The organism is Candidatus Blastococcus massiliensis AP3 (assembly GCF_000582785.1).
GTDB lineage: Bacteria > Actinomycetota > Actinomycetes > Mycobacteriales > Geodermatophilaceae > Blastococcus > Blastococcus massiliensis.
In genome coordinates this window covers 433075-457180 of record NZ_HG931173.1, presented here as the reverse complement: position 1 = coordinate 457180, position 24106 = coordinate 433075, and the positions used below count along the sequence as shown (strand labels likewise).

At 72.9% G+C, this 24106-nt stretch carries 26 protein-coding genes, 1 tRNA gene and 1 riboswitch; of the genes, 10 read left to right on the top strand and 17 right to left on the bottom strand.

The window, feature by feature from the left end:
* Nucleotides 1-6: 6 nt before the first annotated feature.
* Nucleotides 7-1128: a calcium/sodium antiporter gene (locus tag BN344_RS02240; protein ID WP_051515462.1), complete on the top strand. Its 1122-nt coding sequence runs from the start codon at nt 7-9 to the stop codon at nt 1126-1128.
* Nucleotides 1129-1341: 213 nt separating this feature from the next.
* Here BN344_RS02240 and BN344_RS18835 read toward each other — a convergent pair whose 3' ends face one another.
* From BN344_RS18835 to BN344_RS18820, 8 genes are all read right to left on the bottom strand, one after another.
* Nucleotides 1342-1929 carry a copper chaperone PCu(A)C gene (locus BN344_RS18835; protein WP_051515461.1) on the bottom strand — a complete coding sequence of 196 codons (588 nt, stop codon included), beginning with the start codon at nt 1927-1929 and terminating at the stop codon, nt 1342-1344.
* A 13-nt stretch (nt 1930-1942) separates the two neighbouring features.
* On the bottom strand, nt 1943-2419 hold the full coding sequence (locus tag BN344_RS02230) for a hypothetical protein (protein ID WP_155858716.1): 477 nt from the start codon (nt 2417-2419) through the stop codon (nt 1943-1945).
* Nucleotides 2416-3195, bottom strand: coding sequence for an isocitrate/isopropylmalate family dehydrogenase (locus tag BN344_RS02225; protein WP_051515460.1), 780 nt, complete (start codon nt 3193-3195; stop codon nt 2416-2418). The genes BN344_RS02230 and BN344_RS02225 overlap by 4 nt, the downstream gene beginning before the upstream one ends.
* 327 nt (nt 3196-3522) lie before the next feature.
* Nucleotides 3523-4293, bottom strand: a complete 771-nt coding sequence (locus BN344_RS19785) for an allophanate hydrolase-related protein (protein ID WP_231486615.1) — start codon at nt 4291-4293, stop codon at nt 3523-3525.
* 450 nt (nt 4294-4743) lie between these two features.
* The gene (locus BN344_RS19780) at nt 4744-5382 is read right to left on the bottom strand and encodes a hypothetical protein (RefSeq protein WP_051515458.1); all 639 of its coding nucleotides are present in this window, start codon (nt 5380-5382) and stop codon (nt 4744-4746) included.
* Between the two features lie 96 nt (nt 5383-5478).
* On the bottom strand, nt 5479-5760 hold the full coding sequence (locus BN344_RS21140; protein WP_414625669.1) for a hypothetical protein: 282 nt from the start codon (nt 5758-5760) through the stop codon (nt 5479-5481).
* Between the two features lie 83 nt (nt 5761-5843).
* Nucleotides 5844-6626, bottom strand: a complete 783-nt coding sequence (locus BN344_RS02215; RefSeq protein ID WP_051515457.1) for an amino acid kinase family protein — start codon at nt 6624-6626, stop codon at nt 5844-5846.
* Nucleotides 6610-6819 (bottom strand): hypothetical protein, encoded by a 210-nt coding sequence (locus BN344_RS18820; RefSeq protein ID WP_155858714.1) that lies wholly within the window; start codon nt 6817-6819, stop codon nt 6610-6612. Before BN344_RS18820 ends, BN344_RS02215 begins: the two co-directional genes overlap by 17 nt.
* A 685-nt stretch (nt 6820-7504) precedes the next feature.
* On the opposite strand from BN344_RS18820, the gene BN344_RS02205 reads away from it, so the two are divergent.
* From BN344_RS02205 to BN344_RS02190, 5 genes are all read left to right on the top strand, one after another.
* On the top strand, nt 7505-7930 hold the full coding sequence (locus BN344_RS02205; RefSeq protein ID WP_040336833.1) for a hypothetical protein: 426 nt from the start codon (nt 7505-7507) through the stop codon (nt 7928-7930).
* On the top strand, nt 7927-9012 hold the full coding sequence (locus BN344_RS02200) for a baeRF3 domain-containing protein (protein WP_155858713.1): 1086 nt from the start codon (nt 7927-7929) through the stop codon (nt 9010-9012). The genes BN344_RS02205 and BN344_RS02200 overlap by 4 nt, the downstream gene beginning before the upstream one ends.
* 417 nt (nt 9013-9429) lie before the next feature.
* Nucleotides 9430-9573, top strand: a complete 144-nt coding sequence (locus BN344_RS20525; RefSeq protein ID WP_231486429.1) for a hypothetical protein — start codon at nt 9430-9432, stop codon at nt 9571-9573.
* Nucleotides 9574-9625: 52 nt separating this feature from the next.
* The gene (locus BN344_RS20520; RefSeq protein WP_231486428.1) at nt 9626-9784 is read left to right on the top strand and encodes a hypothetical protein; all 159 of its coding nucleotides are present in this window, start codon (nt 9626-9628) and stop codon (nt 9782-9784) included.
* A 109-nt stretch (nt 9785-9893) separates the two neighbouring features.
* Complete coding sequence (locus tag BN344_RS02190) at nt 9894-10649, top strand: ZIP family metal transporter (protein WP_197022211.1); 756 nt, start codon at nt 9894-9896, stop codon at nt 10647-10649.
* 862 nt (nt 10650-11511) lie between these two features.
* Here the strand turns inward: BN344_RS02190 and BN344_RS02185 are convergent.
* Complete coding sequence (locus BN344_RS02185) at nt 11512-12438, bottom strand: tyrosine-type recombinase/integrase (RefSeq protein ID WP_040336832.1); 927 nt, start codon at nt 12436-12438, stop codon at nt 11512-11514.
* Between the two features lie 69 nt (nt 12439-12507).
* Nucleotides 12508-12584 (bottom strand) — tRNA-Ile (locus BN344_RS02180).
* A 187-nt stretch (nt 12585-12771) separates the two neighbouring features.
* Nucleotides 12772-12930: riboswitch (cyclic di-AMP (ydaO/yuaA leader) on the top strand.
* A gap of 10 nt (nt 12931-12940) precedes the next feature.
* On the opposite strand from BN344_RS02180, the gene BN344_RS02175 reads away from it, so the two are divergent.
* Together BN344_RS02175 and BN344_RS02170 are read left to right on the top strand one after the other, a co-directional pair.
* The gene (locus tag BN344_RS02175; RefSeq protein ID WP_081788309.1) at nt 12941-14185 is read left to right on the top strand and encodes a M23 family metallopeptidase; all 1245 of its coding nucleotides are present in this window, start codon (nt 12941-12943) and stop codon (nt 14183-14185) included.
* Between the two features lie 35 nt (nt 14186-14220).
* Nucleotides 14221-14883 (top strand): TVP38/TMEM64 family protein, encoded by a 663-nt coding sequence (locus BN344_RS02170; RefSeq protein WP_155858712.1) that lies wholly within the window; start codon nt 14221-14223, stop codon nt 14881-14883.
* Here BN344_RS02170 and BN344_RS02165 read toward each other — a convergent pair.
* A complete protein-coding gene (locus BN344_RS02165) occupies nt 14870-15763 on the bottom strand; it encodes a maleylpyruvate isomerase family mycothiol-dependent enzyme (protein ID WP_040336831.1) in 894 nt (297 codons plus the stop codon). The genes BN344_RS02170 and BN344_RS02165 overlap by 14 nt on opposite strands.
* A 128-nt stretch (nt 15764-15891) precedes the next feature.
* Here BN344_RS02165 and BN344_RS18815 point away from each other — a divergent pair, with 128 nt between their 5' ends.
* Complete coding sequence (locus BN344_RS18815) at nt 15892-17037, top strand: GGDEF domain-containing protein (RefSeq protein WP_155858711.1); 1146 nt, start codon at nt 15892-15894, stop codon at nt 17035-17037.
* 404 nt (nt 17038-17441) lie between these two features.
* Nucleotides 17442-17942 carry a DUF3145 domain-containing protein gene (locus tag BN344_RS02155; RefSeq protein WP_040336830.1) on the top strand — a complete coding sequence of 167 codons (501 nt, stop codon included), beginning with the start codon at nt 17442-17444 and terminating at the stop codon, nt 17940-17942.
* Nucleotides 17943-18266: 324 nt separating this feature from the next.
* Here the strand turns inward: BN344_RS02155 and BN344_RS02150 are convergent, their stop codons facing one another.
* From BN344_RS02150 to BN344_RS20515, 6 genes are all read right to left on the bottom strand, one after another.
* A complete protein-coding gene (locus tag BN344_RS02150; protein WP_040336829.1) occupies nt 18267-19679 on the bottom strand; it encodes an acyl-CoA carboxylase subunit beta in 1413 nt (470 codons plus the stop codon).
* Between the two features lie 89 nt (nt 19680-19768).
* On the bottom strand, nt 19769-21004 hold the full coding sequence (locus BN344_RS02145) for a beta-ketoacyl-[acyl-carrier-protein] synthase family protein (RefSeq protein ID WP_040336828.1): 1236 nt from the start codon (nt 21002-21004) through the stop codon (nt 19769-19771).
* Between the two features lie 46 nt (nt 21005-21050).
* Nucleotides 21051-21296: an acyl carrier protein gene (locus BN344_RS02140; RefSeq protein WP_040336827.1), complete on the bottom strand. Its 246-nt coding sequence runs from the start codon at nt 21294-21296 to the stop codon at nt 21051-21053.
* 112 nt (nt 21297-21408) lie between these two features.
* A complete protein-coding gene (locus tag BN344_RS02135; protein ID WP_081788308.1) occupies nt 21409-22377 on the bottom strand; it encodes a beta-ketoacyl-ACP synthase III in 969 nt (322 codons plus the stop codon).
* Nucleotides 22374-23576, bottom strand: a complete 1203-nt coding sequence (locus BN344_RS02130) for an acyltransferase domain-containing protein (protein WP_040336826.1) — start codon at nt 23574-23576, stop codon at nt 22374-22376. Before BN344_RS02130 ends, BN344_RS02135 begins: the two co-directional genes overlap by 4 nt.
* Before the next feature lie 193 nt (nt 23577-23769).
* A partial coding sequence (locus BN344_RS20515) for a PucR family transcriptional regulator (RefSeq protein ID WP_040336825.1) occupies nt 23770-24106 on the bottom strand: 337 nt, incomplete at its 5' end.

Here is a 24106-nt window from a genome sequence, read left to right as displayed (position 1 = left end):
CGCCGGGTGACGGCGGGGACGATCGTGCTGATGGTGGGCGGGTTCGCCGTCCTCGTCCTCGGCGGCGAGTTGCTCGTCCGGGGAGGGAGCAACCTCGGCCGCGCGGTCGGGTTGTCCCGGCTGGTCATCGGGCTGACGATCGTCGCCGCCTGCACGTCGGCTCCCGAGATGGCGGTGACCGTGGCCGCCAGCCTGGCCGGCAACCCCGGCCTGGCCGTCGGCAACGTCGTCGGCAGCAACATCCTCAACGTGCTCTTGATCCTCGGCGCCTCGGCCGTGGTCGCCCCGCTGATCGTGCGGTCGCAGCTGGTCCGCCTGGACATCCCGGCGATGATCGGCCTGACCGTGGTGCTGCTCGCGCTCGCCCTCGACGGCGTGGTCTCCGTCCTGGACGGCGCGCTGCTGTTGGTGCTGCTGGTCGCCTACACCGGCTGGATCATGCGCATCGGCCGTCGTAGCGAGAAAACGGCAGCGGCCGGTCCTCGGTCCGGCGATCCCGCCGGCACGCCCCGCGGGAAAGCGGTGCTGGCCAGCGTGGGTTTGATCGCCGTCGGCGTCGCGCTGCTCGTCGTCGGGGCACGATGGCTGGTCGAGGCCGCCGTCACCGTCGCCGGCGCGCTGGGCGTGAGCGACCTCGTGATCGGCCTGACCGTCGTGGCGGCCGGAACGTCGCTGCCCGAACTGGCGACGTCGGTGATCGCGGCGCTGCGCGGCGAACGGGACATCGCCGTGGGCAACATCGTGGGCAGCAACATGTTCAACATCGGCGCGGTGCTGGGCGTCGCCGCCGTGGTCAGCGACGGTGGCGTGCCGGTCGCGGCGAGCGTGGTCCGCTTCGACCTCCCCGTGGCGCTGGCGGTGGCGGTGGCCCTGCTTCCCGTGGCCTTCACCGGGTTCGTGCTCCGCCGCTGGGAGGGCGCACTCCTCGTCGCCTACTACGGCGCCTACGTGGGCTACCTGCTGCTGGACGCCAGCGGCCACGACGCCTTGCCGGCGTTCAGCGCCACGATGATCGGCTTCGTGCTCCCGCTGACGGGCCTGGGCCTGCTGACCCTCGTGTTGTACGAGTGGCGCCGCCACCGCGGTACGGCCGTCGCGCGGCACGATGACGGCGGCGACGGTTCCTAGCGAACGAATCTCCGACGCGGCCGAGCTCGCGCGCCGAACGCCACGACAGGCGTAGGCCGGACAGCGGGGTATCGGCACCCGGTCATCCGCGGTGCCAGGTGGAGGTCTTCGCGCAGACAGGCGGCGAGGGGGGCGACCCACGAGCCGCTGGTGGAGGCGATCCGGTCCACGTGAGTTCCTCTGATCGGTTCGACAGCAGGGCTGCCCGGGTCTTCACTCGGGTACGTGGAAATCGAAGGCGGGACTGCGCGGGCGAGCCGGCGCGGGCTCGGTGACCGCGAGGGCGGTGAGCTCGCCCGCCCGAGCGAAGACGAGCCGCAGCGGCACGGAGTGGGCTGATCCCAGCGGCTCGGTCAGTCCGGTGAGGAGGATGGGGTCGTCCGTCGTGCCCACGTGCACGGTCTCGTCGGCCGGCAGAGGGATGCTCACCGCCGACTGCTCCGGCGGAGGCGCCTCCGGGCCGTCTGCAGGCGTCCCGTCGGCTCCCGCCGACGTCCCCGTTGCGCTGACCGTCGCGCCGGCAAACGGGTCACCGGTGACGCCGATCAGCTCGTCGGCTCCCCGCCCGCTGTTGACGATCGCCATCGTGAGCTCGACGGGGTCACCCGGGTCGTGCACGCCATCGGCCGGGTACGCCAGCTGGACGGCGCGGATGGTGATGTCCCCGATCCGGCCGTGGCCGCCGGTCCGGTCGCGGTCCTGCGTGGCGGTCTGCGTCACCTGGCCGGCGCCGCAGGCGCTCAGTGCTACGGATGTCAGCAGCAGCACTGCCACGGTGCCGGCTCGTCGGGTGCGCGTCATCGAGTGGTCCTCCCTACCGGTCGCGGCTCGGTTCCGCCGGTGGTCTCGCGAGGCGACGGGCGACCGTCGTTCGACCGTCCGGCAGTTGCGACGCGGAGATGCCCACCTGCTCCAGCACGGCGGCCACTGCCGCGGCGAGGTGTGTCGGGTGGTGCAGGGGAAGGTCATCGACCTGGTCGCCGCTATCGTCGAAGCAGCGCTCGCCGTCCGGCACCGTCCAGAAGAGGTAGGACCGGGCGCCGTCCGGGAAGCGGCGGCCGAGCTCCTCCTCCAACTGGCGGCGTGTCCGTTCCGGATCGCGGCCGGGGGCCGGAGTCGCCAGGATGCCGTGCCGCCGGAGGACGGCGGCTGCCAGCTCCAGGCGGGCTCGCTGCGGCGCCTGGGCGACCCAGCAGGGCGGCGGCGGGAAAACTGCGGGATCCGGGCAGTAGGCGCACGGCGAGCCGCTGGACCCGGTGGCGCGCCGCTGCTCCGCCACTGCGGCGTTCACTGACCTTGTCCCAGCGAGTAGCCCGGCTGGCCGCCGAATCGGTAGAGACCCTCGGTCTTGATGAAGTCGACCCCGGCCCCCTCCAGGAAGTACAGCAGCTGCAGCACGTGCTTGTGGTGGGCGCACCCGGGTGCCGGGGCGAGGAACCGGGCTCGCCAGTGATCGGTGCAGAAGGTCTCCGGAAACCCGTCGGGCCAGACCTTGACCCCCCGGTTGGAGATCATCTGGAGCTTCAGATAGGAGTCCTTCGACGCCTCGCGCAGGATGACAGCGAGGGTGTCCGGGAAAACCCCGGCGTCATGCACGAAGACGTCGACGCCGTCCATGGTCTTGCGCTCGGGCGTGCGCGGTGCGGGTCTCTGACGCGGCACCGCCGGTGGGAGCGCGGCATAGCGCACGGGGTTGAGGGTGCGGGGGCGGCCGCCCAGCCGGGCGACGACCGCGTCGGCAAAGGCCCGCGTCCCGAGTGGCGCGCGGCCGGCGGGGCTGATGTCGTAGGTGGCCGCGCCGGCCTCGAGTGTCGCGAGCCATGCGTTGTGCACCCGCTCGGCGACCTCGGCCTGCCCGATGTGCACGAGCATCATGACCGCGCCCATGAGCAGCCCGGAGGGGTTGGCGACGTCCTGGCCGGCCCGGCGTGGCGCGGAGCCGTGGATGGCCTCGAACATGGCGACCTGGTCGCCGATGTTGGCCGAGCCGGCCAGGCCGACCGAGCCGGCGATTTGGGCGTCCACGTCGGAGAGCACGTCGCCGTAGAGGTTCGGGGTGACCACCACGTCGAAGGAGCTCGTGTAAAGCCTCGGGTGGAGCGGTGTCTCACCGGGGGCCAGGGCGACCGCGCCGAGGGGGTCTGCTACACCGACCGGATTGACCCGGGAAAGGTCGACGGGCTCTGTCTCTCGCCGGGGGTCGGAACGCGAGCCCAGCGTGCCCCCGCAAGCCGGGGCGGACCGCGTTATCCGGAGGTCGCCACGCTGCTCCTCCTGACATCGTCGACGCCCGGGTACGCAGCCGGTGACCCGCCGGGGCCGACTGGTGGCCGTCGGACCAGGCGCGAGCCCCGCCGCCACCCGGAGCCCGCCCGGTGGCGCGGTCGCCCGTGCTCAGTGCGACACGGGGGCCACGGTAGCGCGGTACTGGCGCCAGCCGCCGTGGACCGTGATGTCCGGGTGCTGCTCGGCCAGCTCCCGGGCGCAGAGGATGCCCGGCACGACCCGGCCGTCGGCGAGCTGGACCGGGCCGCGGTGCAGGCCGGCCGGCTCGTTCTCGACCACCTTGAGCAGCACGTCGGTGGGCACCTGGTACAGCTCGCCGCTGATCGACGCACCCTCCTCGTCCTCGCCCACCTCGTACATGCCGGGGTGCACGCCGCCGATGCTGTGCAGCCGGTACCGCGGCTCGGTGGCGGTCTCCTCCAGGAGCTCGGCCCCGGCGAGATTGCCGTGCAGCTCCAGTCCGCGCATCAGGGTCCCGTTGACGGACAGCAGCTCGTCGTGCAGCGCCATGTCGATCTCCCGCCGCGAGTACCAGCCGAAGCCGGCCAGCAGCAGCGCGAGAATGGCGTAACCGAGGCTGACGCCGGGGGAGGCGTTCCAGCCCACCTCGAGCGCGTTGATCAGCCCGACGAACGACAAGGCCGCGCCGATGCCCGCGGCGATGGCGGCGGCGTACATCCGCCGATCGATGACGAAGCAGGCGATGGCGCCCAGCACGATGCCCACGAGCACCGCGCCGTGGCCCAGCAGCTTGAGCCCGTCGTACACCGCTCCGCCGGCGACGAGGTTGGCCACACCCACTTCCCGTACGGACGTCCCGGCCGCGGCGAGGGAGTTGTCGATCAGCCCGGTGGCCCACTCGGCCAGGCTCGGGATCATCGCCAGCACGGGCGCCGGGGCGTAACGACGGGCGCTGACGTTTGAACGCCTTGGCGCCGATCACCAGACCGATGAAGAGCAGCACCGGTACCAGGGCCTGCATCGGGAAGAGGGCCAGGAAGGTGCCGACCAGCCCGGTGAAGCAGACGACGGCGACCACGATGCCGGTGACCAACAAGTAGCCGATCCGGCCACCGACCGCCTTCCACCCCGGGTGACCGATGTAGACCGCCGGCGGGAACGGCGAGCCGAGGAACGAACCGATGATCGCGCCGAGGCCGTCGGCGGAGAGCACCTGGCGCACCGAGTACCGGTCGCCGGCCGCCGCGGCGGACTCCACGTTGGTCATGCCCTCGGTGAAGTTGTAGATGCCCAGCGGGATGGCCGAGGCCAACAGCGGAGCGATGTCGCTCAGGCCGGTGAGGACGTCACCGGTGGGGAAGGGCAGGCTCACCGCCAGGTTGGTGATCGACTCGCCCACCGCGCTGGCTCGAGGATCCCGCTCCACCCGGCCAGCACCGCGATCCAGGCCACCGCCGTCGCCAGCAACACGGCGACCAGCCCGACCGGCACGTCGCCGGGCAGCCTCCGTCCCCCCAGCCAGCCGATCAGGATGAACGCGAACGCGATGAACGCGATCCATGGGGCCTGCCACATCTGCGCGGCCGGGCTCATCGAGATGAACGTGATCGAGATCCCGGCCAGCGCGCCGAGCAGCGCCGCCCGAGGAGTCCACTCGCGGATCCAGGGGCCGAACACGGCGCCGAGCAGCACGATGCAACCGATGATGAACGCCCACGCCAGGCCGGCCTGCCAGGCGGCGAGGGTGTCACCGGTCGCGAGGGCCACCGGCAGCATGACGACGAAGACCACGATGAAGGTGTGCGGCACGCTCGGCCCGAAGGGCAACGCGGTCACGTCGGAGCGGCCCTCGCGCTTGGCCAGACTGCCTGCGAGGAACGCGTACCAGATGTTGCCCAGCGGTAGGGCGATGCCCAGCGCCGGCAGGATCCGGCCGTACACGGTCTCGCTCGGGATGTTCACCACGGCCAGGCAGAAACCGGTCAGCACGATGACGTTGAACAGCACGTTCGTGCCCAGGCCGAAAAGACCATTCCAGTCACCCTTGACCCACCACCTGGGTCCGGCGGCCCGACCGACGGCGGGAGGGGCGGGTCGTCCTCATCACATGTCCTTCGCGGGTACTGGGCTTGAGTCGAGCGCGCCGAGCAGGTCGGTGGAGGTGGCGACCCAGCCGACGATGGCGCCCCGGTCGCGTTTGGCGGGAAACAGGTCGGTCAGATCTGGCCGGTGGCCCTCGCGGGTGTGGATGGCCGGCCAGCCGCGCTCGCGGAAGGCGGCAAGGACGGCCCTGGTGGGCCCGACGGCGGTGCGCAGCCGTGAGACGTCGTTGCCGAGTGACTCGCCGAAGCTGCCGGGCTCGACGAAGTCCCGCTGAAAGTCGATGCACAGCAGCGCGACGTGAGCCGGATTGAAGGAGTGCGGGAAGGGTTGCGCTGGAAGGTGATCATCGTGCTTCTCCTGATGCCTCAGCGCGAGGCGCTGGGTGACAGCGCCGGCCCGGGGTGGTCCGGCGACGTGATGGGGGTGCCGGCCCGGCCGGCGAGGGCGTCACGCAGCCGGGGCAGCGAGGTGATGACCGCGCGGCGCCCGCCGCCGGCCAGGAAGGACAGCGCCGACTCGACCTTGGGATCCATCGACCCGACGGGGAACTCGCCGGCTTCGAGCAGCGCGCGCACCTCGCCGGGGTGGACCTCGGCCAGCGCCCGCTGCCCGGGCGTGCCGAAGCCGACGTACACGTGGTCGACCCCCGTGACCAGCACCAGGGTGTCGACGGCGGCCGTGATGGCCAGCAGGGCGGAGGCGCGGTCCTTGTCGATGACCGCGCCTCCGCTGCGCCATTCGCCGTTCTCGCGCAGGACAGGGATGCCGCCGCCGCCGGCGTCGACCAGGACCTGGATCTGTTCGGCCTCGACGATCCGCACGGGGCGCGGGCTGGCCACCACCCGGCGGAAGACGCCTGCGGACGTCTCGGCGACCGTCCATCCGTCCTCGGCCACCCGCATCCGGGCCATGTCGGCGGTCAGCTGCGAGCCGATCGGCTTGGTCGGTTCGGTGAACGCCGGGTCGTCGGCGGCCACCTCGGCCTGGGTGAGCACGGCCACCGCCCGGGCTGCAAGCCCCCGCCGCTGCAGGGCGCTGTCGATGGCCACGGCGAGGATGTGGCCGATGCCGTCCTGCGAGTCGGCGACGGCCAACCACAGCGGCAGCTCCGGGAGGCCCTCGATGTCGGCCTCAGGCGCGACCAGCACCCCCAGGGCGCAGGATGAAGCCGACCCGAGGGCCGTTGCCGTGCGTGACCAGAACCACCCAGCCGTCGGCGGCCAGATCGGCCACCTGTTCGGCGAAGGCCGCGGCCCGCTCCTGCTGGCGCGGGATGGAGCCGGCCTCGCCGTCGAGGACCAGGGCGTTGCCGCCGATGGCGACCAGCGCGGTGCGGCTCACCGGGTGCCGCACGGCTCGGCCAGGGCCTGGGCGGCCTGCGTGAACACCTCGCGGGAGCGGCGTCGATGCCGGCGCCGATATGCCCCCCGACCGGCTCCTTGTGCGCGATGCCGGTGCCGAGCACCTCGAGCACGCCGATCCCGCTCGGGTATCCCGCGAGGTTCCGCGGCGGCAGCGGATCGCTCGGGTGCGGCGCCGGCGTGATGCGCCGCATCGGCCGGGACGTGGCCAGCACATCGCCGACCAAGCCAGCGTCGTGGGGGCGATGCCTCGCGCCGCCCTCACCCTGCTCCGAGACCTCGAGGACGCCAACGTTCTTCACCGCGTGCGGGTGGGTCGCCGGAACCGCTACACCATCCACCCCGACACTCGAGTAGGGGGCGAGGTGTGCGATGTGCGCACCGTGGGTCAGTTCCTGTCGTTCAGCAGCGAAGAGGCGTAGCCCTTCGCCGAATTGACCTCCGCGCCCTCCGGCACTCCCCGGGCGCGGCGAATTTGCGCCTTCTCGTTGCTACAGGCACTCTCGGTTGCAAGCGAAGTGCTTTTCGGGTAAACTCATTCGCACGAGGGGAGTACCCACCGCATCCGCGGTGCCGCTGCCCGACAGTCCCGGCCGCCAGGCCCGGGCCGCGGCCGGTTCCTTCGAACCGGGGAAGACCTCGCCGACAAGCTCCTGGAGCTCCCCGTGCCCGCCCACCTCAGCCCGCGCACCCTCCTTGGACCTGCGACCGCCGCGCCGCCCGCCGAGCGGGCGCCGCGCGTCCTGGCCGTCATCCTCGACCGGGACGACGTCCACATCACGCTTCCGGCCGCGATCGCACTGGCGACGCGCGAGAGCCGCCAGCTGTGCGTCGCCGTGATACGACCGCGCCCGCTCTGGACCAGGAACGTCGCGCTGAGCGCGCTGCTCGCCGATGAGTGCGACCGCCAGACCACGGACCTCCTGGAGCTCGTCCTGGCCAAGACCGCCAAGGTCAGTGGCAAGCCGATCATCAGCGTCCACCTCCTGGGCGGGCTCCGCGGCCGACGCCGCGAGAAGGTGCTCGAACGCGCAGTGAAGCGCCTGGCCCGGCGGTACGACGCCCAGCCGCTGGGGACGTGGGCGGCATGACGATCGTCTCGCGTCCGTCCCGCCCGGCGCGGGAGCCCGCCGGCCCCTCCCCCGACGCCGTGGTGATGCTCCAGTCGGTCCGCAGCTATCCGTCAGTCTCCCTGCTGGCATCCACGACACCGGGCCGCCGCATGTCGGGGGCCGACGCGCGCACCGTGTCCCGGTTGGCTGCCGAAGCCACGGAGCGGCTGCGAGCCGAGTCCTCTGAGCATGGGGACGAGGTGCTGAGGGCGCTCGACTCCACGGTGTCCCGAGCCCTGGCCGGACCCACCGGGCGGGCGATCGGCATCTTCGTCAACGCCCACATGCGCGAGATCGTGCGGCTCCCCGTTCCGGTGACCGATCGGGTGGTGATCGACCCGACCTTCGCCACCCGGGACCTCGTCCGCGGGCTGCACCGCACCCCCCGCCACGTCGTCCTGCTGCTGACCGAGCGCGAGGCACGACTGCTCGACGGCTCCGGGGACCGGCTCTCCGCGCCAGCGCGATCCGGCTTCCCCATCGTCGTGCCCCAAACCCCCGCGCGACGCAGCCCGCCGGCGGTCGACTTCCTTCGGCAGGTGGACCGGGCGCTGGCCACCTACCTGCGCCTGCACCCGGCCCCCCTGGTCCTGGTCGGCACCGAACGCACGCTCTCCGAGTTCGAGCGCATCTCCCGCAACACAGCCCGGCTGGCCGGCACCGTCACCGGCAGCCTCACCCAGGCCCCGCTGACCGACCTCGTACCCCGCATCCGGCTGGTGCTCGAGCGCTACCTGCTGTCCCGGCAGGACGAGGCACTGCAGCTCATCGACCACCGCCGGTCCCGCAACAAGGTCGTCGACGGAATCCCCTCGGCCTGGCTGGCCGCACGCGCCGAACGCCCCGAGATGCTGGCCGTCGAGGAAAGCCTCGTCTACCCCGCGCGGATCAGCGACGACGGCGACTTCCTCTTCCCCGCCCCGGATGTCGACCACCCCGAGGTCATCGACGACGCTGTCGACGAGCTCATCGAACTCGTCATCCAGCGCGGCGGATGGGTCGCCTTCGTCGCCGACGGCCGCCTCAGCGAACACGAACGAGTCGTGCTGACCCTCCGCTGAGAAGGGCCCGCGCCGCGCCGGCGCCCGGGCCCCTCCAGATCACGATCCGGGAACAGGCCCGGTGATCGGCCCGCTCAGCCCTGCGGCCGTCCGGACCGGGACCGGGACCGGGACCGGGACCGGGACCGGCACGAATGCCACCATGAGCCCGGTCCAGATCGAACGGCTCACCGGGCGGGGGGTGCGCCTGGCACAGTTCACTGTCGCCTACAACGTCGTCGAGGGGCGCCGTCGCCGTCACGGTCGGCATCCTCGCCGGCCTGGTTTCGATGATCGGCTTCGGGTTCGACTCGGGTATCGAGTCGGCGGCGGCGGTACTGGTCGGCCTGCGCCTGGCTGCGCGCCTGCGCCATGGCGAGGCCGATGAGGCGAAGGAGCGCCGCACCCTCAAGGCGGTGGCCCGTCACGTTCTTCGTGTTGGCCGCCTACGTGACGTTCGAGGGCATCCGCAGCCTCGTGGACGGGGAAGAGCCCGACACGTCGGGTGTCGCTCTGGTACTGCTCGCCGCCTCCATCGTCGTGATGCCGCTCCTGGCTCGCGCCAAGCGGCCACGTCGGTGAGCGGCTGCGGGACCCGCTCATCCTGGCTGACGCCGCCGAGACCCGGATTTGCGTGCTGCTGAGCATCTCCACCCTGCTCGGCCTCTACGCCGTGGTGGGATGGCCCTGGCTCGACCCGGTGGCCGGCTTCCTCATCCCAGCTTTCGCCGTCTACGAGAGCCGTCAAGCCTGGGAGGGCCAGCTGGTCGAGGACGACGAGGACGAGACGTGAGCGGATACCTGCTCGTCCTCGGCCTCGCGGCCCTGCCCGCGGCCGGGAACTTCGCCGGGGGAGTGCTCGCCGAGACGTTTCGCGTCTCTGAACGCACGCTGAGCCTCGCGTGCACCTCGCGGCCGGCATCGTTCTCGCCGTCGTGGGCCTCGAACTCATGCCTGAGGCCTTGGCGGCGGGTCTCCCGTGGGTGCCGCTGTTGGCGTTCGTGGGCGGAGGTGCTGCCCTCATCGGCCTGGACCGAGCCATCGGCTTCATCCAGGCGAGGATGGGCGGGGCTGAGAAGCAGGGGAGCGCACTGGGGATTTTCTCCGGCGTCTCGTTGGACCTGTTCAGTGACGGCGTCATGATCGGCACCGGCACGGTCCTCAACCCGGCTCTCGGTCTTCTCCTCGCCCTGGGGCAGGTCCCCGCCGATGTCCCGGGGGGTTTCGCGGCCATCGCGACGATGCGCAGGGCCGGCATCCGCCGCGGTCGGCGGGTGCTGCTCGCGGCAGGCTTCGCCGTCCCGATCTTCCTCGGCGCCACGCTCGGCTACTTCGCCCTCCGGGACGCTCCCGAGATCGTCACGCTGTCGGTCCTCGCGTTGACCGGTGGCGCGCTCACCGCCGTCGTGGTCGAGGAGATGATCGGAGAGGCGCACGAGGGTGAGACCTCACGGCTGGGGCCCATCTTCCTCACCGCCGGCTTCGCCATCTTCGGCGCCATCTCCGGGTGGCGCGGATCAGTTATGTGCCAAGAGGACGGGCCGCGGCGGTGGGGGTCACCGCGCCGTCCGGCGCAGCCGGTTGCACTCACAGCGAGCCGGGGCGAGCAATCGTGGCACGTAGGAAACCTGCACAAGAGGCTCAAGTGGTGTCACTAAACGGCCTTGAATAGCGCCTTCTCCTCGTGAAGGCAGCGGACGCCGACGAGAGACGGCTGAGCCGCCATGTTGACGCAAACCAGCGGATCGAGGAGTTGCCATGGCAGGTCATCAGTCGTCGTCGCAGGATCGCGAGTGCCACCTTGCTGGCGCCGGTGGGGCCGGACGCAACCGCGACCTTGGAAGCCCGTCCGCTGTCAGCCAGCGGGCGCTACGGGCGCGCATGGCAGCACATCAGCTCCATGCCAGGGTGCGGGACGCCGCAGCACATACGGCGCCTGCCCGGGCTGCGTTCTTGTCTCGGTTCGAACGGGAGGTGGACCCCGACGGATCTCTTGATCCCCGTGAGCGAGCTCGTCGGGCTGAGCATGCACGCAAGGCGTACTTCGTCCGTCTTGCGCTGGCCTCAAGCCACGCTCGTGGCTTGAGGCGCAACGGCGGTGGCGGTTCGAGGTCTTCGGCTGCAGGCGAGGCATAGGTCTCGCGGCGCGCCACTTGCCGAGGGCTGACTTTCACCCTCCAGGGGGCTCTCCCTCACCCTCACCGGAGCGCACCCGTCCGGTAACCGAGTATCGCCCCACCACGTGCCCTTCCGGCCCCGAGGCTGCGCATCCGCCGGCTGGCCCGCCGCGGCAGTGGGCAACGAGACTTGGCGAGATCGCCGCCGCACCGGTCTTGCTGACGCTTGCCGGAGCAGTCCTTGCCCGGGATGTGAGCCTTTCGGACGACGGAGTCGGTTCTCCGGCCAGCGTGACCCTGCTGACCGCGGGCACGTAGTGGGCCCGACTCCAGCGATATGGGTATGCCGCCCGTGCTGCTCCGCTGCAGCCGGTGCAACCGGCGACATTCAGCAGAACGTTCGTTACAGCCGGTCGCCCAGGGCGGCGCGATGGAACGCGGCACGGGCCCGCTCGTCGGCAGCGCTCGCAGCGTAACGGCCGACCATCTCTCGCGAGCGCCAACCAGCGAGCCGCATGAGGTCCTGCTCCTGTCCGCCGCTGGCCAGCCAGGTGTGGGCGTAGGTGTGCCGGAAGCGGTGTGGGTGCACGTTGGAAACGTCGGCTTCGGCGGCGCGACGTTCGAGCATCTGCCGGACGCCGGAGTCGGTCACCCTTCCCTTCTTGCCGAGCCACAGCGCCGGGAGGGCGGCCTGGGGGTGTGTTGCACGGGCGCGCAGGTAGCGGCGCAAGGCGTCGGCGGTCTTGGCGCCGTACGGCACTGCACGGCCGCGCCGTCCCTTGCCCATCACCAGGGCCACGCTCTGCTCGGAATCCAGGTCGTCGACATTGAGCCCGGCCAGCTCGCCGGCGCGCATGCCGGTGTCGATGAGCATGCGCAGCATCGCGGTGTCCCGGCGGTTCTCGAAGGTGTTGCCGCGGGCAGCGTCCAACAGGGCCCGTAGCTCGTCGTCAGTGAGGATGTCGACCGGCTGCTCGGGCACGGCTGGCGGGCGCATCCGCTCCATCGGGGATCGTGGGATTTCGCCGTCCTCGGTCAGCCAGCGGAAGAGCTGCTGCATGGATCGGTAGTGCTTGGCGACGGTCGCGGGGGACACGCGCTCCATGAGGGCGGCCAAGAAGGCCTCAACGTGGTCGCGAGTGATCGCGCCCGCGGTGGTCGGCATCCCCGCCTCACGCAGGTACCCGACCAGGTTCTCGCCAACGCGTAGGTAGCTGGCGATGGTGGACGGGGCAACATTGCGGGCGCGCAGGTGGGTGCGCCAGTCGGGCAGCAGCACCGCCAGGTCATCGACGGCCACCGCGACACGCGGAGACGGGGCTGAAGACATGTCTACAGCCTAGCGGAATCCTCCTCTGTTGGAGCGCTGTGCGGGATCCAGTACCCAAGTATTGCCTGGTGGTGGGGCGGGTGGGGCTCGAACCCACGACCCAGGGATTATGAGTCCCATGCTCTGACCAGCTGAGCTACCGCCCCGGCGCCGACAGCCTGCCAGAGAGGCATGCCTCACAGCGCAGAAACCCAGGGAGGGCAGGCCTGCTGGTCGCGTCGGCGAGTCGGCCGGCCGCCGTCCACAAGGGCCGTTACCTCCCTGTGACATAAGGCGAATCCGCTTGTACCGTCGCCTGCGGTCCACCGAGCTCCGTCCTCAACCGAGGGCCTCGGCCGGACCCCGCCGAACCCGCCGGCCCGATGGCCGGGGGGACCGGGGACCCACCGCAGTTCTGGGGTGAGTCCTCCCTGCGCACGGGGGCGCAGGGAGGTAGGGCACCTAACGGCCCGAACCCGTCAGCTAACTCGGTAGGCGGACGTGAGGAACGGAGACCGTCGCGTTGGCGACCCTGCACCACCCGCACACCACCGCCCCGCCCTCTCCTCGCCGGCCCCGCCGGCTGCGCACCTCGCTGGTCACGGCAGGCCTCCTCGCCGGGGCACTCCTGGCCGCGCCGACCGCCACCGCCGCGCCCGCGGACGACGCCCGGGTCGAGGACGCCCGCTCCGCGCACGATGCGGTCGCCGCGGAGGTGGCTGCCCTCGGCGCCCGGGTCGCCGAGGCCGAGCAGAAGCTGCAGCGGATGACCATCGAGGCCGAGGCCGCCAGCGGTGAGGCCCTGGCGGCAGAGGCCGCGCTCGACGCCGCCAACGGGCACGCCTGGCTGGCCGCGACCGCCCTCGCCGAAGCGGGCGAGGCCGTGGACCGCGCCCAGGACGACGTCGCGACCGTCGGCCGGCAGGCCTACATGGGCAGCCGCCAGGAGTCCTTCGGGGACATCGACCTGCTGCTCGACGCCAAGGGGCCCGGCGAGCTCCTGCAGCAGGCCGCGACGCTCGAGGTCCTCGGCGCCGAGCGGGCCCAGATCCTGGCGACCATGGAGGTAGTGGAGGCGCAGCAGGCGCGCGCGGAGCGCGAGGCGCGCGAGGCCGCCGCCGAGCGGGACCGGGCCGCGCGCGCTGCGGCCGAGGCCCGCGACGCCGCCGAGGCGCAGTTGTCGGGCGCGCAGGCCGAGTTCGACGCGCTCGCCGTGGAGAAGGCGAGCCTCGACCAGCAGTTGCGCGGCGCCGAGATCCGCCTGCTGGAGATGCAGGGCGCCCGTGACGCCGCGGCTGCCTGGGAGGCGCAGCAGGTGTCCCGGCTCGCCGCCGGTGCCGCGGCCAGTGCCGTCTCGGTCGCGCCCGGCGGCGCCGTCGCACCGACCAACGGCCGGGTGACCTCCTGCTACGGCTCGCGCTGGGGCACCCTGCACGCGGGCGTCGACATCGCCGCCCCGATCGGCACGCCGGTGTACTCGCCGGAGAGCGGCGTCGTCCTCCAGGCCGGCCCGGCGAGCGGCTTCGGGCTGGCGGTCGCCGTCCTGCACGGCGACGGCTCGATCACCCTGTACGGCCACGTCAACCAGTTCTTCGTGACGCCGGGACAGGTCGTCGCCGCGGGCGAGCGGATCGCCGAGGTCGGCAACCGCGGCCAGTCCACCGGGCCGCACCTGCACTTCGAGGTGCACACCGGCGGCCTCTACGCCAACCGCACCAACCCGGTGCCGTGGCTGAAGGCACGTGGCATCTCTCTCGGCGGCTGCTGAGCCCGACGGGCGGGTCGGTGCCCGATCATGGGCGGGTGCCGAGGACCGGGGGAGCTGATACCGCCTGGGTGCGGGCGGCCCTCCTGGTGCTGGTGCTGGCTGCCGGGGCGGTGGTCGCCCTCACCGTCGACCTGCCCGAGGTCGACGTCCTCCGTCGCTGGCTGCGCGCCGCGGGGCCGGCGGGCTGGGCCGCGCTGGTCGGCGGGGTGGGCCTGGTGCTGATGGCGCCGGTGCCGCGCACGGCCGTCTCGGTCCTGCTCGGCCTCGTCGTCGGCTTCGTCCCCGGCCTCCTCGTGGCGCTCACCGGCGCCATGCTGGGCGCCGTCCTCAGCTTCGGCGTGAGCCGGTGGCTGGGCCGGGAGGCGGTGACCCGGCTGGCCGGGCCGCGCCTCGAGCGGCTGGACCGGCTGCTGGTCGACCGTGGCTTCGTGCCCCTGCTGGTGGGCCGGCTCATACCGGTCGTGCCGTTCGTCGTCCTCAGCTACGCCTCCGGGCTGACCGCGATGCGTCTGCTGCCCTACGCCGGCGCGACGGCGCTCGGCATCCTGCCCACCACGGTCGTCCAGGTCGGCGTCGGTGCATCGGCGCCGGCGCTGGTCTCCAGCGCGACGGCGGCGGTCGCGGTCGCGGTGGTGGCGCTGCTGGCCGTCGCGGTCGTCTGGTTCCGACGCCGCCGCCCGCGCGTCAGCCCCTCCTGAACAGCCGGCCGAGCGCGGCCGCCGGGCCGCCCACCGTGCGTGCCGCCAGCTGCAGGATCGGCCCGCCGGGGATGCCGGGCACCTTCTGCACGATCGGCGCCAGCTGCAGCAGCCCGCCGACGTCGTGGACCTTGAGCTTCCGGGTGGCCACGGCGGGCACGGGGTTGATCCGCCCGGACGCCGCCTCCAGCAGCAGGTCGGCCGCACCCTCGACCGCCGGGCCCTCGTGCTCGCCGCCGGGGACCGACCGCACGACCCAGCCGTCGGGATCGGCGGCGAACGACCAGCCGCCGTCCGGCGTCGCCAGGGTGACCCCGCCGGTGATGCCGCAGGACGACGCCAGGGCGCCGGTCACATCGGTGAGCGCCGCCAGCCCCGACTGCAGGACCTCTGCCGGTGGTGGTTCCGCGCCGCAGGGGACCAGGTCCAGGCCGTGCACGGCCAGCTCGTAGGCCTGGCCGAGGACGACGCTGAGCAGCGGGAGGCGCCCGACGACGGACACGGTGGGGGCGGTGTCGAGCTCGACCGGCTCGTCGGCGAGGTAGCGGACCGTGGCCTCGCGGTTGCGGTGCAGCGCGGCGAGCACCTCCTCGCGGGAGGCATCCCGGTGCGCGGCGGTGACGCGGGCATTGACCGCGTCGGGATCCGGCTGGCTCCCGGCACCGGCCGAGCGGGCGGAGGCGATGAGGTCGGCCATCGCCGCGTGGTCCTCCCAGCAGCCCAGGTGGACGCAGATCTCGTGGGCGCGCCACCCCGGCAGCCGCGAGGGACGGCTGAGATCGACCCGTTCGGCCTGGGCGAGGAAGGCGTCCCACGCACCCAGCACCATGCCGCTGACCGTGTCCCGTCCGGCGTCCGCCAGACCCTGCTGTCGCTCCACCAGCGCGGACTACCCCGTCGCCGGTCCGGCAGGCGTGATTTACGTACCAATCTCGATCCGCAACCCCTGCCCTCCCAAGGGGTGAGATCGGGGTCAAGGACGTCCCGGTGGAGGACGATCGCAGCGGTGTGACCAGCGCAGTGTCCGGCGACCGCCGCAGCAGCGGCGCAGCACCGGCGGAGGTCCGCCTCGCGGGCCGGCTCCGCCGGGGCCTCGCCGCGCTGCGTTCCGGCCTCTTCCGGCCACTGGCCGAGGACGACGACCGCGTCGCCTATTTGGTCCGGCACATCCGCTACGGCATCGTGCTCAGCGAGCTGAGCGCCCTGGCCGTGCTGATCTACTCGCTGTTCACCGAGACCGAGGCGCGGCACAGCCCGTGGATCTTCGCCCTCGCCGCCGTGGTGGTGGCTGGCTGCCCCCCGATCCTCCTCCTGCCGCTCCGGGACATGCTGCTGGACCGGCGGGGCCCGGTGATGTTCTACCTGTGGACCCTCGCGACGACCGCGGTGATCATCATCGCCACGGCCCTCGACGGCGGAGCCGAGAGCCCGCTCGACGCGATGCTCTTCCTGACCCTGACCTACATGGCCGTGACCTATTCGCCGCACGGCGTGGTGGCCATGGGCACGGCCATGACCGTGAGCTACGTGCTCGCCTTCGGCCTCTCCGGGCTCACCAGCTCCGCGGCGTTCTTCGTCGTCCTGTTGATCGCGTTCACCCTGATCTGCACGATGGCGTCGGTCAACGCCTGGGCCGCCCACGAGCGGCAGACGCTGCTGATCAGCACCCAGAGGGCCCTCGCCGCGACCGACCCGCTGACCGGCATCCCCAACCGGCGGCTGTTCCTGGAGCGGTTGGCCGACGCGGTCGACGCCGCGGCGTCGGGTGCCCGGGCGGTCGTCTGCCTGGTCGATCTCGACGGCTTCAAGGCGGTGAACGACCGCGCCGGTCACGGCGCCGGCGACGCCCTGCTGCAGTCCGTTGCCTCGGTGCTCGGGACGGCGGTGCGCGAGACCGACACCGTGGCGCGCTTCGGCGGGGACGAGTTCGCCGTCCTGGCCGACGTCACCGAGGACTTCTCCAGCGAGATGCTCGCCGAGCGGCTCCGGACGGCGGTCGCCCGGGTGGGCCTCGCCGTCGGCGTCACGGCCAGCATCGGCGTCGCCGAGGTGCGCGCCGGGTACGGCAGCGCCGACCTGCTGCACCGCGCGGACGACGCCATGTACCGGGCCAAGGCGGCCGGCGGGGACCGCGTCGTCCACCAGCCCGCCTGACCTCCGCGAGCCGCCCCCGCGACACGCCGTCCGCGCGTCGGTCACCACTGTCCGTGGCGACCTCTCGCTACTGTGTGTGACGAAGTGGTCGGGTTGGCCGATCGGGCGCGCTGACCGTCGGGGGAGCTCACGCGGGGACCTCGGCGAGCGGGCCAGGGAGCGCGCGCGATCCGGTAGACGCGCTACGGCCTGCCGTGGTAATGCCGCTGACCAGCGAGAAAGCGGCCGTTCAGGACTCGTGTGTCACATCCGGCACATCCGCCCCATCCGGGCTGGCGCGATCGGGTCACCATCGTGCAGACTGGTCGAGGTAGTCCTGCTCCGTCACTGCCGAACACAGCGCGTCACCGAATCGATGGGTCCGTAGGGGAAGACGAGACCGATCGAGTCGATGGAGGTGCCCCGTGCAGCGACGGTCAACCCAGGGTGTCGTTTTCGTGCACGCGTGCCCGAAAGCGCTCTGCCAGCACGTCGAGTGGGCGCTGGAACGCGTCGTCGGCGCGCCGGTCTCCCTGTCGTGGGACGAGCAGCCCGCTGCGCACGGTTCGTTCCGTGCGGAGGTGGCCTGGACCGGTGCGCCCGGGACGGGTGCCCGGCTGGTGGCTGCCCTGCGCCAGTGGCCGATGCTGCGCTTCGAGGTCACCGAAGAGGCCAGCCACGGCAATGACGGCGAGCGCATGTCCTACGTGCCGGGCCACGGCGTCTTCCGCGCGCCGACCAGCGCCAACGGCGACATCATGATCAGCGAGCAGCAGCTCCGGCACCTCGCGGCGACGGCGTCCTCGATCGAGGCGTTCCGGCACGGGGTGGACGAGCTGCTCGGCGCGGCCTGGGACGCCGACCTCGAGGTCTACCGGCACGCCGGCGACGGCAGCCCGGTCACCTGGCTGCACCAGGTCGTCTGAGGACAGCCCCGGGAGCCTCGCAGCGAGGGGCGGGCCGGGGCGCGGAATCGGACCGTCGACGTGGTCTGAGGGTCACAGAACGAGCACGACGTCTCGGCCTCCGGCCGGTCGCGTCGTAGCCTGGAACCGGTCGTTCGGACGCCGTCGGGGAAGCGGCGTCCGGGCGACCTTCCACGTCTCTGTCCCGTGCGCCCGTCGTCCTCCCTCGCCGTGCAGCGTCCTCCCTCGCCGTGCAGCGTCCTCCCTCGCCGTGCAGCGTCCTCCCTCGCCGTGGGCGGAAGGGTAGGACGCTCGGGGATCAGGTCACCTGATCCCCGCCGAGGCTCAGAGCGGGATGTTGCCGTGCGCTCCGCGGCCGAGCGGGGCGGCGGCCAGTGCCGTCACCAGCCTGCGCCTCGTGTGCGCCGGCTCCACCACCTCGTCGACGACGCCGATCTCGAGCGCCCTGTTGACCCCGCCGGCGATCCGCTCGTGCTCCTCGGCCAGCTGCGTGTGCAGCGCCTCCCGCTCGCCCGGCTGGGCCGCGGCGAGCTTCTTGCGGTGCAGGATGCCGACGGCGGCCTTGGCGCCCATGACGGCGACCTCGGCGCCGGGCCAGGCGAAGACGGCGGTGGCCCCCAGCGAGCGCGAGTTCATCGCGATGTAGGCGCCGCCGTAGGACTTGCGGGTCACCAGCGTCACCCGCGGCACCACGGCCTCGGCGAAGGCGTGCAGCAGCTTCGCGCCGCGCCGCACCACGCCGTCCCACTCCTGACCCACGCCGGGCAGGTAGCCGGGGACGTCGACGAGCACGACGAGCGGCACGCCGAACGCGTCGCACATCCGCACGAACCGGGCGGCCTTCTCCGCCGACGCGGAGTCCAGGCAGCCGCCCAGCCGGATGGGGTTGTTGGCGATCACCCCGACGGTGCGCCCGGCCAGCCGGCCCAGCGTGGTGACGACGTTCGGCGCGAACCGCGGGTGCAGTTCCAGGCCCGGCTCGTCGAGGACCGAGCTGATCAGCGGCTTCACGTCGTAGGCGCGCTGCCGCTGCTCGGGCAGCAGGGTGCCCAGGTCCACGTCGGGCTCGTCGGCGGCCGGGGCGAAGCTGCCCTGGGCGGCCAGCAGGTCGACGGCCAGCCGGGCGGTCTCGAGGGCCGCCGGCTCGCTGTCGGTGACCACGTGCACGACGCCCGAGCGCCGGCCGTGGGTGTCCGGCCCGCCGAGGGTCTCCTGGTCGACGTCCTCACCGGTGACCGACCGGACCACGTCGGGGCCGGTGACGAACACCCGGCCGGCCGGTCCCATGATCACCACGTCGGTCAGCGCGGGCCCGTAGGCCGCGCCTCCGGCGGCCGCGCCGAGGACGACCGAGATCTGCGGGACGCGGCCCGACGCCCGGACCATCGCCGCGAAGACCTCGCCCACGGCGTGCAGGGCGGTGACGCCCTCCGCGAGGCGGGCACCCCCGGAGTGCCAGATGCCGATCACCGGCACGCGCTCGCGCAGAGCGGTGTCGATGGCGTCGACGATGTGCCGGCAGCCGTCGACGCCCATCGCGCCGCCCATCACGGTGGCGTCGGTGCAGAAGGCGACAGCCGGGCTGCCCGCCACCGTGCCGCGGCCCGCCAGGACACCGGAGGTGTCCCGGGCGGCGAGCAGCCGCAGGGAGCCGGGGTCGAAGAACCGGGACAACCGGTCCTCGGGGTCGCGGGGGTCCGGCGCTGTGAGGAGGGGAGCTGCGGGCGCTGTCGTCACGGGTTCCTCCATACAAGGAAGTGGGCGTTCGGCCTCGCTGCAGGGTCCCGGCGCGAGCGTGCGAGTGGCGGGGGCAGCGAGGTCCTTCTTCAGGCGGTCGTGAAGACGAGCGCGATGTTGTGGCCGCCGAAGCCGAACGAGTCGTTGACGGCGGCGGTGAGGGTGGCTCGCCGGGGCTCGTGCCGCACGATGTCGAGGGACTGCACGTTCGCGTCGTCGTCCGGGTCGTCGAGGTTCGCCGTGGCGGGCACGATCTGCTCGCGCAGCGCGAGGACGGTGAAGACCGCCTCCAGCGCGCCTGCCGCACCGAGCAGGTGCCCGGTCTGGCTCTTGGTGGCGCTCACCAGGACGTGGTCCCCGAGCGAGGAGCGGATCGCGGCCGCCTCGGCGGTGTCGCCGACGGGGGTCGAGGTGGCGTGCGCGTTGACGTGCCCGACATCGGAGGGCTCCAGCCCGGCGTCGCGCAGGGCCGCGGCGATGGCGCGTCCGGCGCCCTCGCCCTCCGGGTGGGGGGCGACCAGGTCGTAGCCGTCGGCGGTGGCGCCAGCCCCGGCCAGACGGGCGTGGACGCGGGCGCCGCGCGCGGCGGCGGAGTCCGCGCGCTCGAGCACCATCGCGGCCGCACCCTCACCGAGCACGAAGCCGTCCCGGGCCTTGTCGAAGGGGCGGGACGCGCGCTCGGGCTCGTCGTTGCGGGTGGACATCGCCCGCATCGCGGCGAACCCGGCCATGGGGAGCGGGTGCACGCACGCCTCGGTGCCGCCGACGAGGACGATGTCGGCGCGGTCGAAGCGCAGCAGGTCCAGGCCCCAGCGGATCGCCTCGGCACCCGAGGCGCAGGCGCTCACCGGCGCGTGCACCCCGCCCTTGGCCCCGATCGACAGCCCGACCGCGGCGGCCGGGCCGTTGGGCATGAGCATCGGGATGGTGAAGGGGGAGACCCGCTTGGGGCCCTTCTCCTCCAGGACGTCGTCCTGCCCGAGGAGGGTGAGCGCGCCGCCGATGCCGGTGCCGAAGACGACGGCGATGCGCTCCGGCGCCACGCCGGAGTCCGCCGCCCCGGATTCGGCCCACGCCTGTTCGGCCGCGACGACGGCGACCTGCTGGCTGCGGTCGAGCCGGCGGGCGCGGACCCGGTCGAGCTGGTCGGCCGGGTCGGTGGCCAGCCGCGCGACGAGCTGGGCGGGGTACTCCTGGATCCAGTCGTCGGTGATCCGGGTGACCCCCGACCGCCCGGCGAGCAGCGCCTCCCAGGTGCTGGGCACGTCGCCGCCCAGCGGCGTGGTGGCACCGAGGCCGGTGACGACGACGTCGGACGTGCTCATGGCGGTTCCTCCTGGTGCTGCGCAGGGCGATCGGGGGTCGGCTGGGTCAGCCTTGGTTCTTCTCGATGTAGCTGATCGCGTCGCCGACGGTCTTGATGTTGCCGAGCTCGTCGTCGGGGATCGCGACGCCGAACTTGTCCTCGACGGCGGTGGCGATCTCGACCATCGACAGCGAGTCGACGTCGAGGTCCTCGGTGAACGACTTCTCGGGGGTGGCGTCGGCGGGGGTCACGCCGGCGACCTCCTCCAGGATCTCGGCCAGACCGGACTGGATCTCCTGGGTGCTGCTCACGCGGCGGGTCCTCTCTCTCGCATGGGACGGCGCCCCGGTGCGGGGCGGCCGTTCGACGTCCGGGACGTGGTGCCCCGGAGACTGGGGGGAGCGGCAGCGCTCCGGTGCGCGGTCATGGGAGCCGCAGCACCTGGCCGGCGAAGGTGAGCCCCGCGCCGTAGCCGAGGATCAGCGCCAGGTCTCCGGACCTCGCCTCGCCCGACTCGAGCAGCGCCGTCAGGGCCAGCGGGATGGAGGCGGCCGAGGTGTTGCCCGACTGGACGATGTCGCGGGCGATCACGGTCTTCTCGCCGAAGCCGAGCCGCTTGGTCATCGACTCGATGATGCGCAGGTTGGCCTGGTGCGGGGCGAAGACGTCGATGTCGGCGGCCGTGACGCCGGCCCGCTCCATGGCCTGGTGGAGGGTCTCGGTCAGCTTGGTGGTCGCCCAGCGGTAGACCGCCTGGCCGGCCATGGCCATGTGCGACGTCCCGGCGGCGATCTCGATGGCGGAGTGCTGGTCGCCGTCGCTGCCCCAGGCCACCGGCCCGATGCCCGGCTCGTCGGCCGGCCCGATCACCGCGGCGCCGGCGCCGTCGGCGAAGATCACCGCGGTGGAGCGGTCGTCCATGTCGGTGACGTCGGTGAGCCGCTCCACGCCGATGACCATGGCGTTACGGGCCGAGCCCGAGCGGATCGCGTCGGAGACCAGGCCGAGGGAGTAGCAGAACCCGGCGCACCCGGCGTTGAGGTCGAACGCTCCCGGCCGGGGGATGCCCAGCCGGTGGGCGACCTGCGGGCCGATGCCCGGGATGGGCTGGCGCAGGCTGGCGCTGGCCAGGACGACGAGGTCGACCTCGTCGGGCGCCAGGCCGCTGGCGGCCAGGGCCTTGCCGCCGGCCGCGGTGGCCATCTCGACCAGGGTCTCGTCCTCGCCGGCCCAGCGCCGCTCGGCGATCCCGACCCGGCTCTGGATCCACTCGTCGTTGGTGTCCATGACCTGGGCGAGCTCGTCGTTGGTGACCCGCCGACGGGGGCGGTAGCCGCCGAGCCCGAGGACGCGGGCGCCCGGCGCCCCGGTCGGCAACTGGATGCTGGTCACGCGGGCACCTCCGGGTAGAGACGGGCGATCGGGTCGCCGGCGTCGACGAGGTCTCCGTCGTGGACCAGCCACTCGGCCAGCACGCCGTCGTAGGCGGCGGAGACGTTGACCTCCTCGCGGCGGCCGCGGATGCAGCCGAGCGGGGTGCCGGCGGGCAGCGCGGTGCCCTCGGCGATCTGCGCGGGGCTGACCGTGCCGCGCGCCGGGGCGACCACCATCCGCCAGTCGGGGAAGTGCTCGGCCTCCGCGCGGCCGCGTTCGGCGGCGATCAGCTCCCGGGCGCGGTCGAGGTCCCCGGGGCCCGCGAGCGTGAGGATCTCGATGCCCGCGCCCTTCCACTCGCGCTTGGCCAGCCCGGCGAGCGCGCCGGCCGGCGGCAGCTCGATGACCGCGGTGACACCGAGCTCCCGCAGGGTGGCCAGGCAGGCGTCGAACCGCACCGGGCTGGTGACCTGGCTGACCAGGCGCCGCAGCGCCTCGGCGCCGGAGTCGATCGCGGCTCCGTCGGCGTTGGAGAGCAGCAGCCGGCTGGGGTCCGCCGGGCGCAGCCCATCGACCAGACCCTCGAGCTCCTCGCGGGCCGAGGCCATGAACGGCGTGTGGAAGGCGCCGGCCACCGACAGCGGCATGACCCGCGCCTTGGCCGGCGGGTCGGCCTTGAGCGCGGCCAGTCCGTCGAGCGGCCCGGCGGCGACGATCTGGCCGGCGCCGTTGAGGTTCGCCGGCGCCAGGCCGTGCCGCTCGATGGCGGCGAGCACCTCGTCGGGATCCCCGCCGAGGACGGCGGACATGCCGGTCGGGGTCTGCGCGCAGGCCGCGGCCATGGCCCGGCCGCGGACGGCGGTGAGCGCGATCGCCGCCTCCACGCCGAGGACGCCGGCCAGTGCCGCGGCGGTCAGCTCGCCGACGCTGTGCCCGGCGATCACGACGTCCCGCCCGTCGTGCGGGCCGTGCGTGACCGGGCCGGGGAGGCCGCCGAGCTCGCGGGCCACGAGCAGGCTCATCGCCACGACGAGCGGCTGGGTGACGGCGGTGTCGGTGATCGCCTCGGCGTCCCCGGTGGTGCCGAGGGTCAGCAGGTCGGCGTCGGCGATCGCGCCGGCCCACCGGAAGAACGGCTCCGCGCCGGGCAGATCCAGCCAGTCGGTGAGCATTCCGGGCTTCTGAGCACCCTGACCCGGGGCGAGGACGGCGAGCACTCTCTCACCGTGCCAAAGACCGCGGCGGTCCGCGGTGACGCGCGGCACGAAAGGACACCGGTGATCTTTGGTGGGTTCCTACAGAGATCGCTGGTTCGGACCCCCGAAAAGCCGTCGTCGGTGGTGGATACCACTGAGCCGGTGTAATGCGCCGACGGCGAGCGGCGCCGGTTGGGGCGTGTGGAGGGATCCTCTAGTCCCGGCGCGATCGGTCCTGGTCCAGGTACGCCAGGGCCAGCGCGACCTGCAGCGTCCAGCTGCCCCGCGGGTCGGTCGCCGACAGGCCCGTCAGCTCGGCGGCCCGCTTGAGCCGGTACCGCACGGTGTTGGGGTGGACGAAGATCGCGCGGGCGCTGGCCTCCAGGTTGCCGCCGCTGCTGAGCACCGCCCGGACGGTCTCCAGCACCTCGCCCCCGGCGGCGTGGAGGGGGACGGCGACCTCGTCGCGGAGCGCCGCGCGGGCCAGTGGGTCGCCGTCGAGCGCTCGCTCGGGCAGCAGCGCGTCCGCGCCCACCGGCCGGGGGGCCTCG

Bases quoted from the DNA above. Each gene is read 5' to 3' on its own strand.
- BN344_RS18835 (WP_051515461.1), bottom strand. From the start codon at position 1,929: ATGACGCGCACCCGACGAGCCGGCACCGTGGCAGTGCTGCTGCTGACA.
- BN344_RS02145 (WP_040336828.1), bottom strand. From the start codon at position 21,004: ATGAGCACGTCCGACGTCGTCGTCACCGGCCTCGGTGCCACCACGCCG.
- BN344_RS02200 (WP_155858713.1), top strand. From the start codon at position 7,927: ATGACGATCGTCTCGCGTCCGTCCCGCCCGGCGCGGGAGCCCGCCGGC.
- BN344_RS02185 (WP_040336832.1), bottom strand. From the start codon at position 12,438: ATGTCTTCAGCCCCGTCTCCGCGTGTCGCGGTGGCCGTCGATGACCTG.
- BN344_RS19785 (WP_231486615.1), bottom strand. From the start codon at position 4,293: ATGATCCCGAGCCTGGCCGAGTGGGCCACCGGGCTGATCGACAACTCC.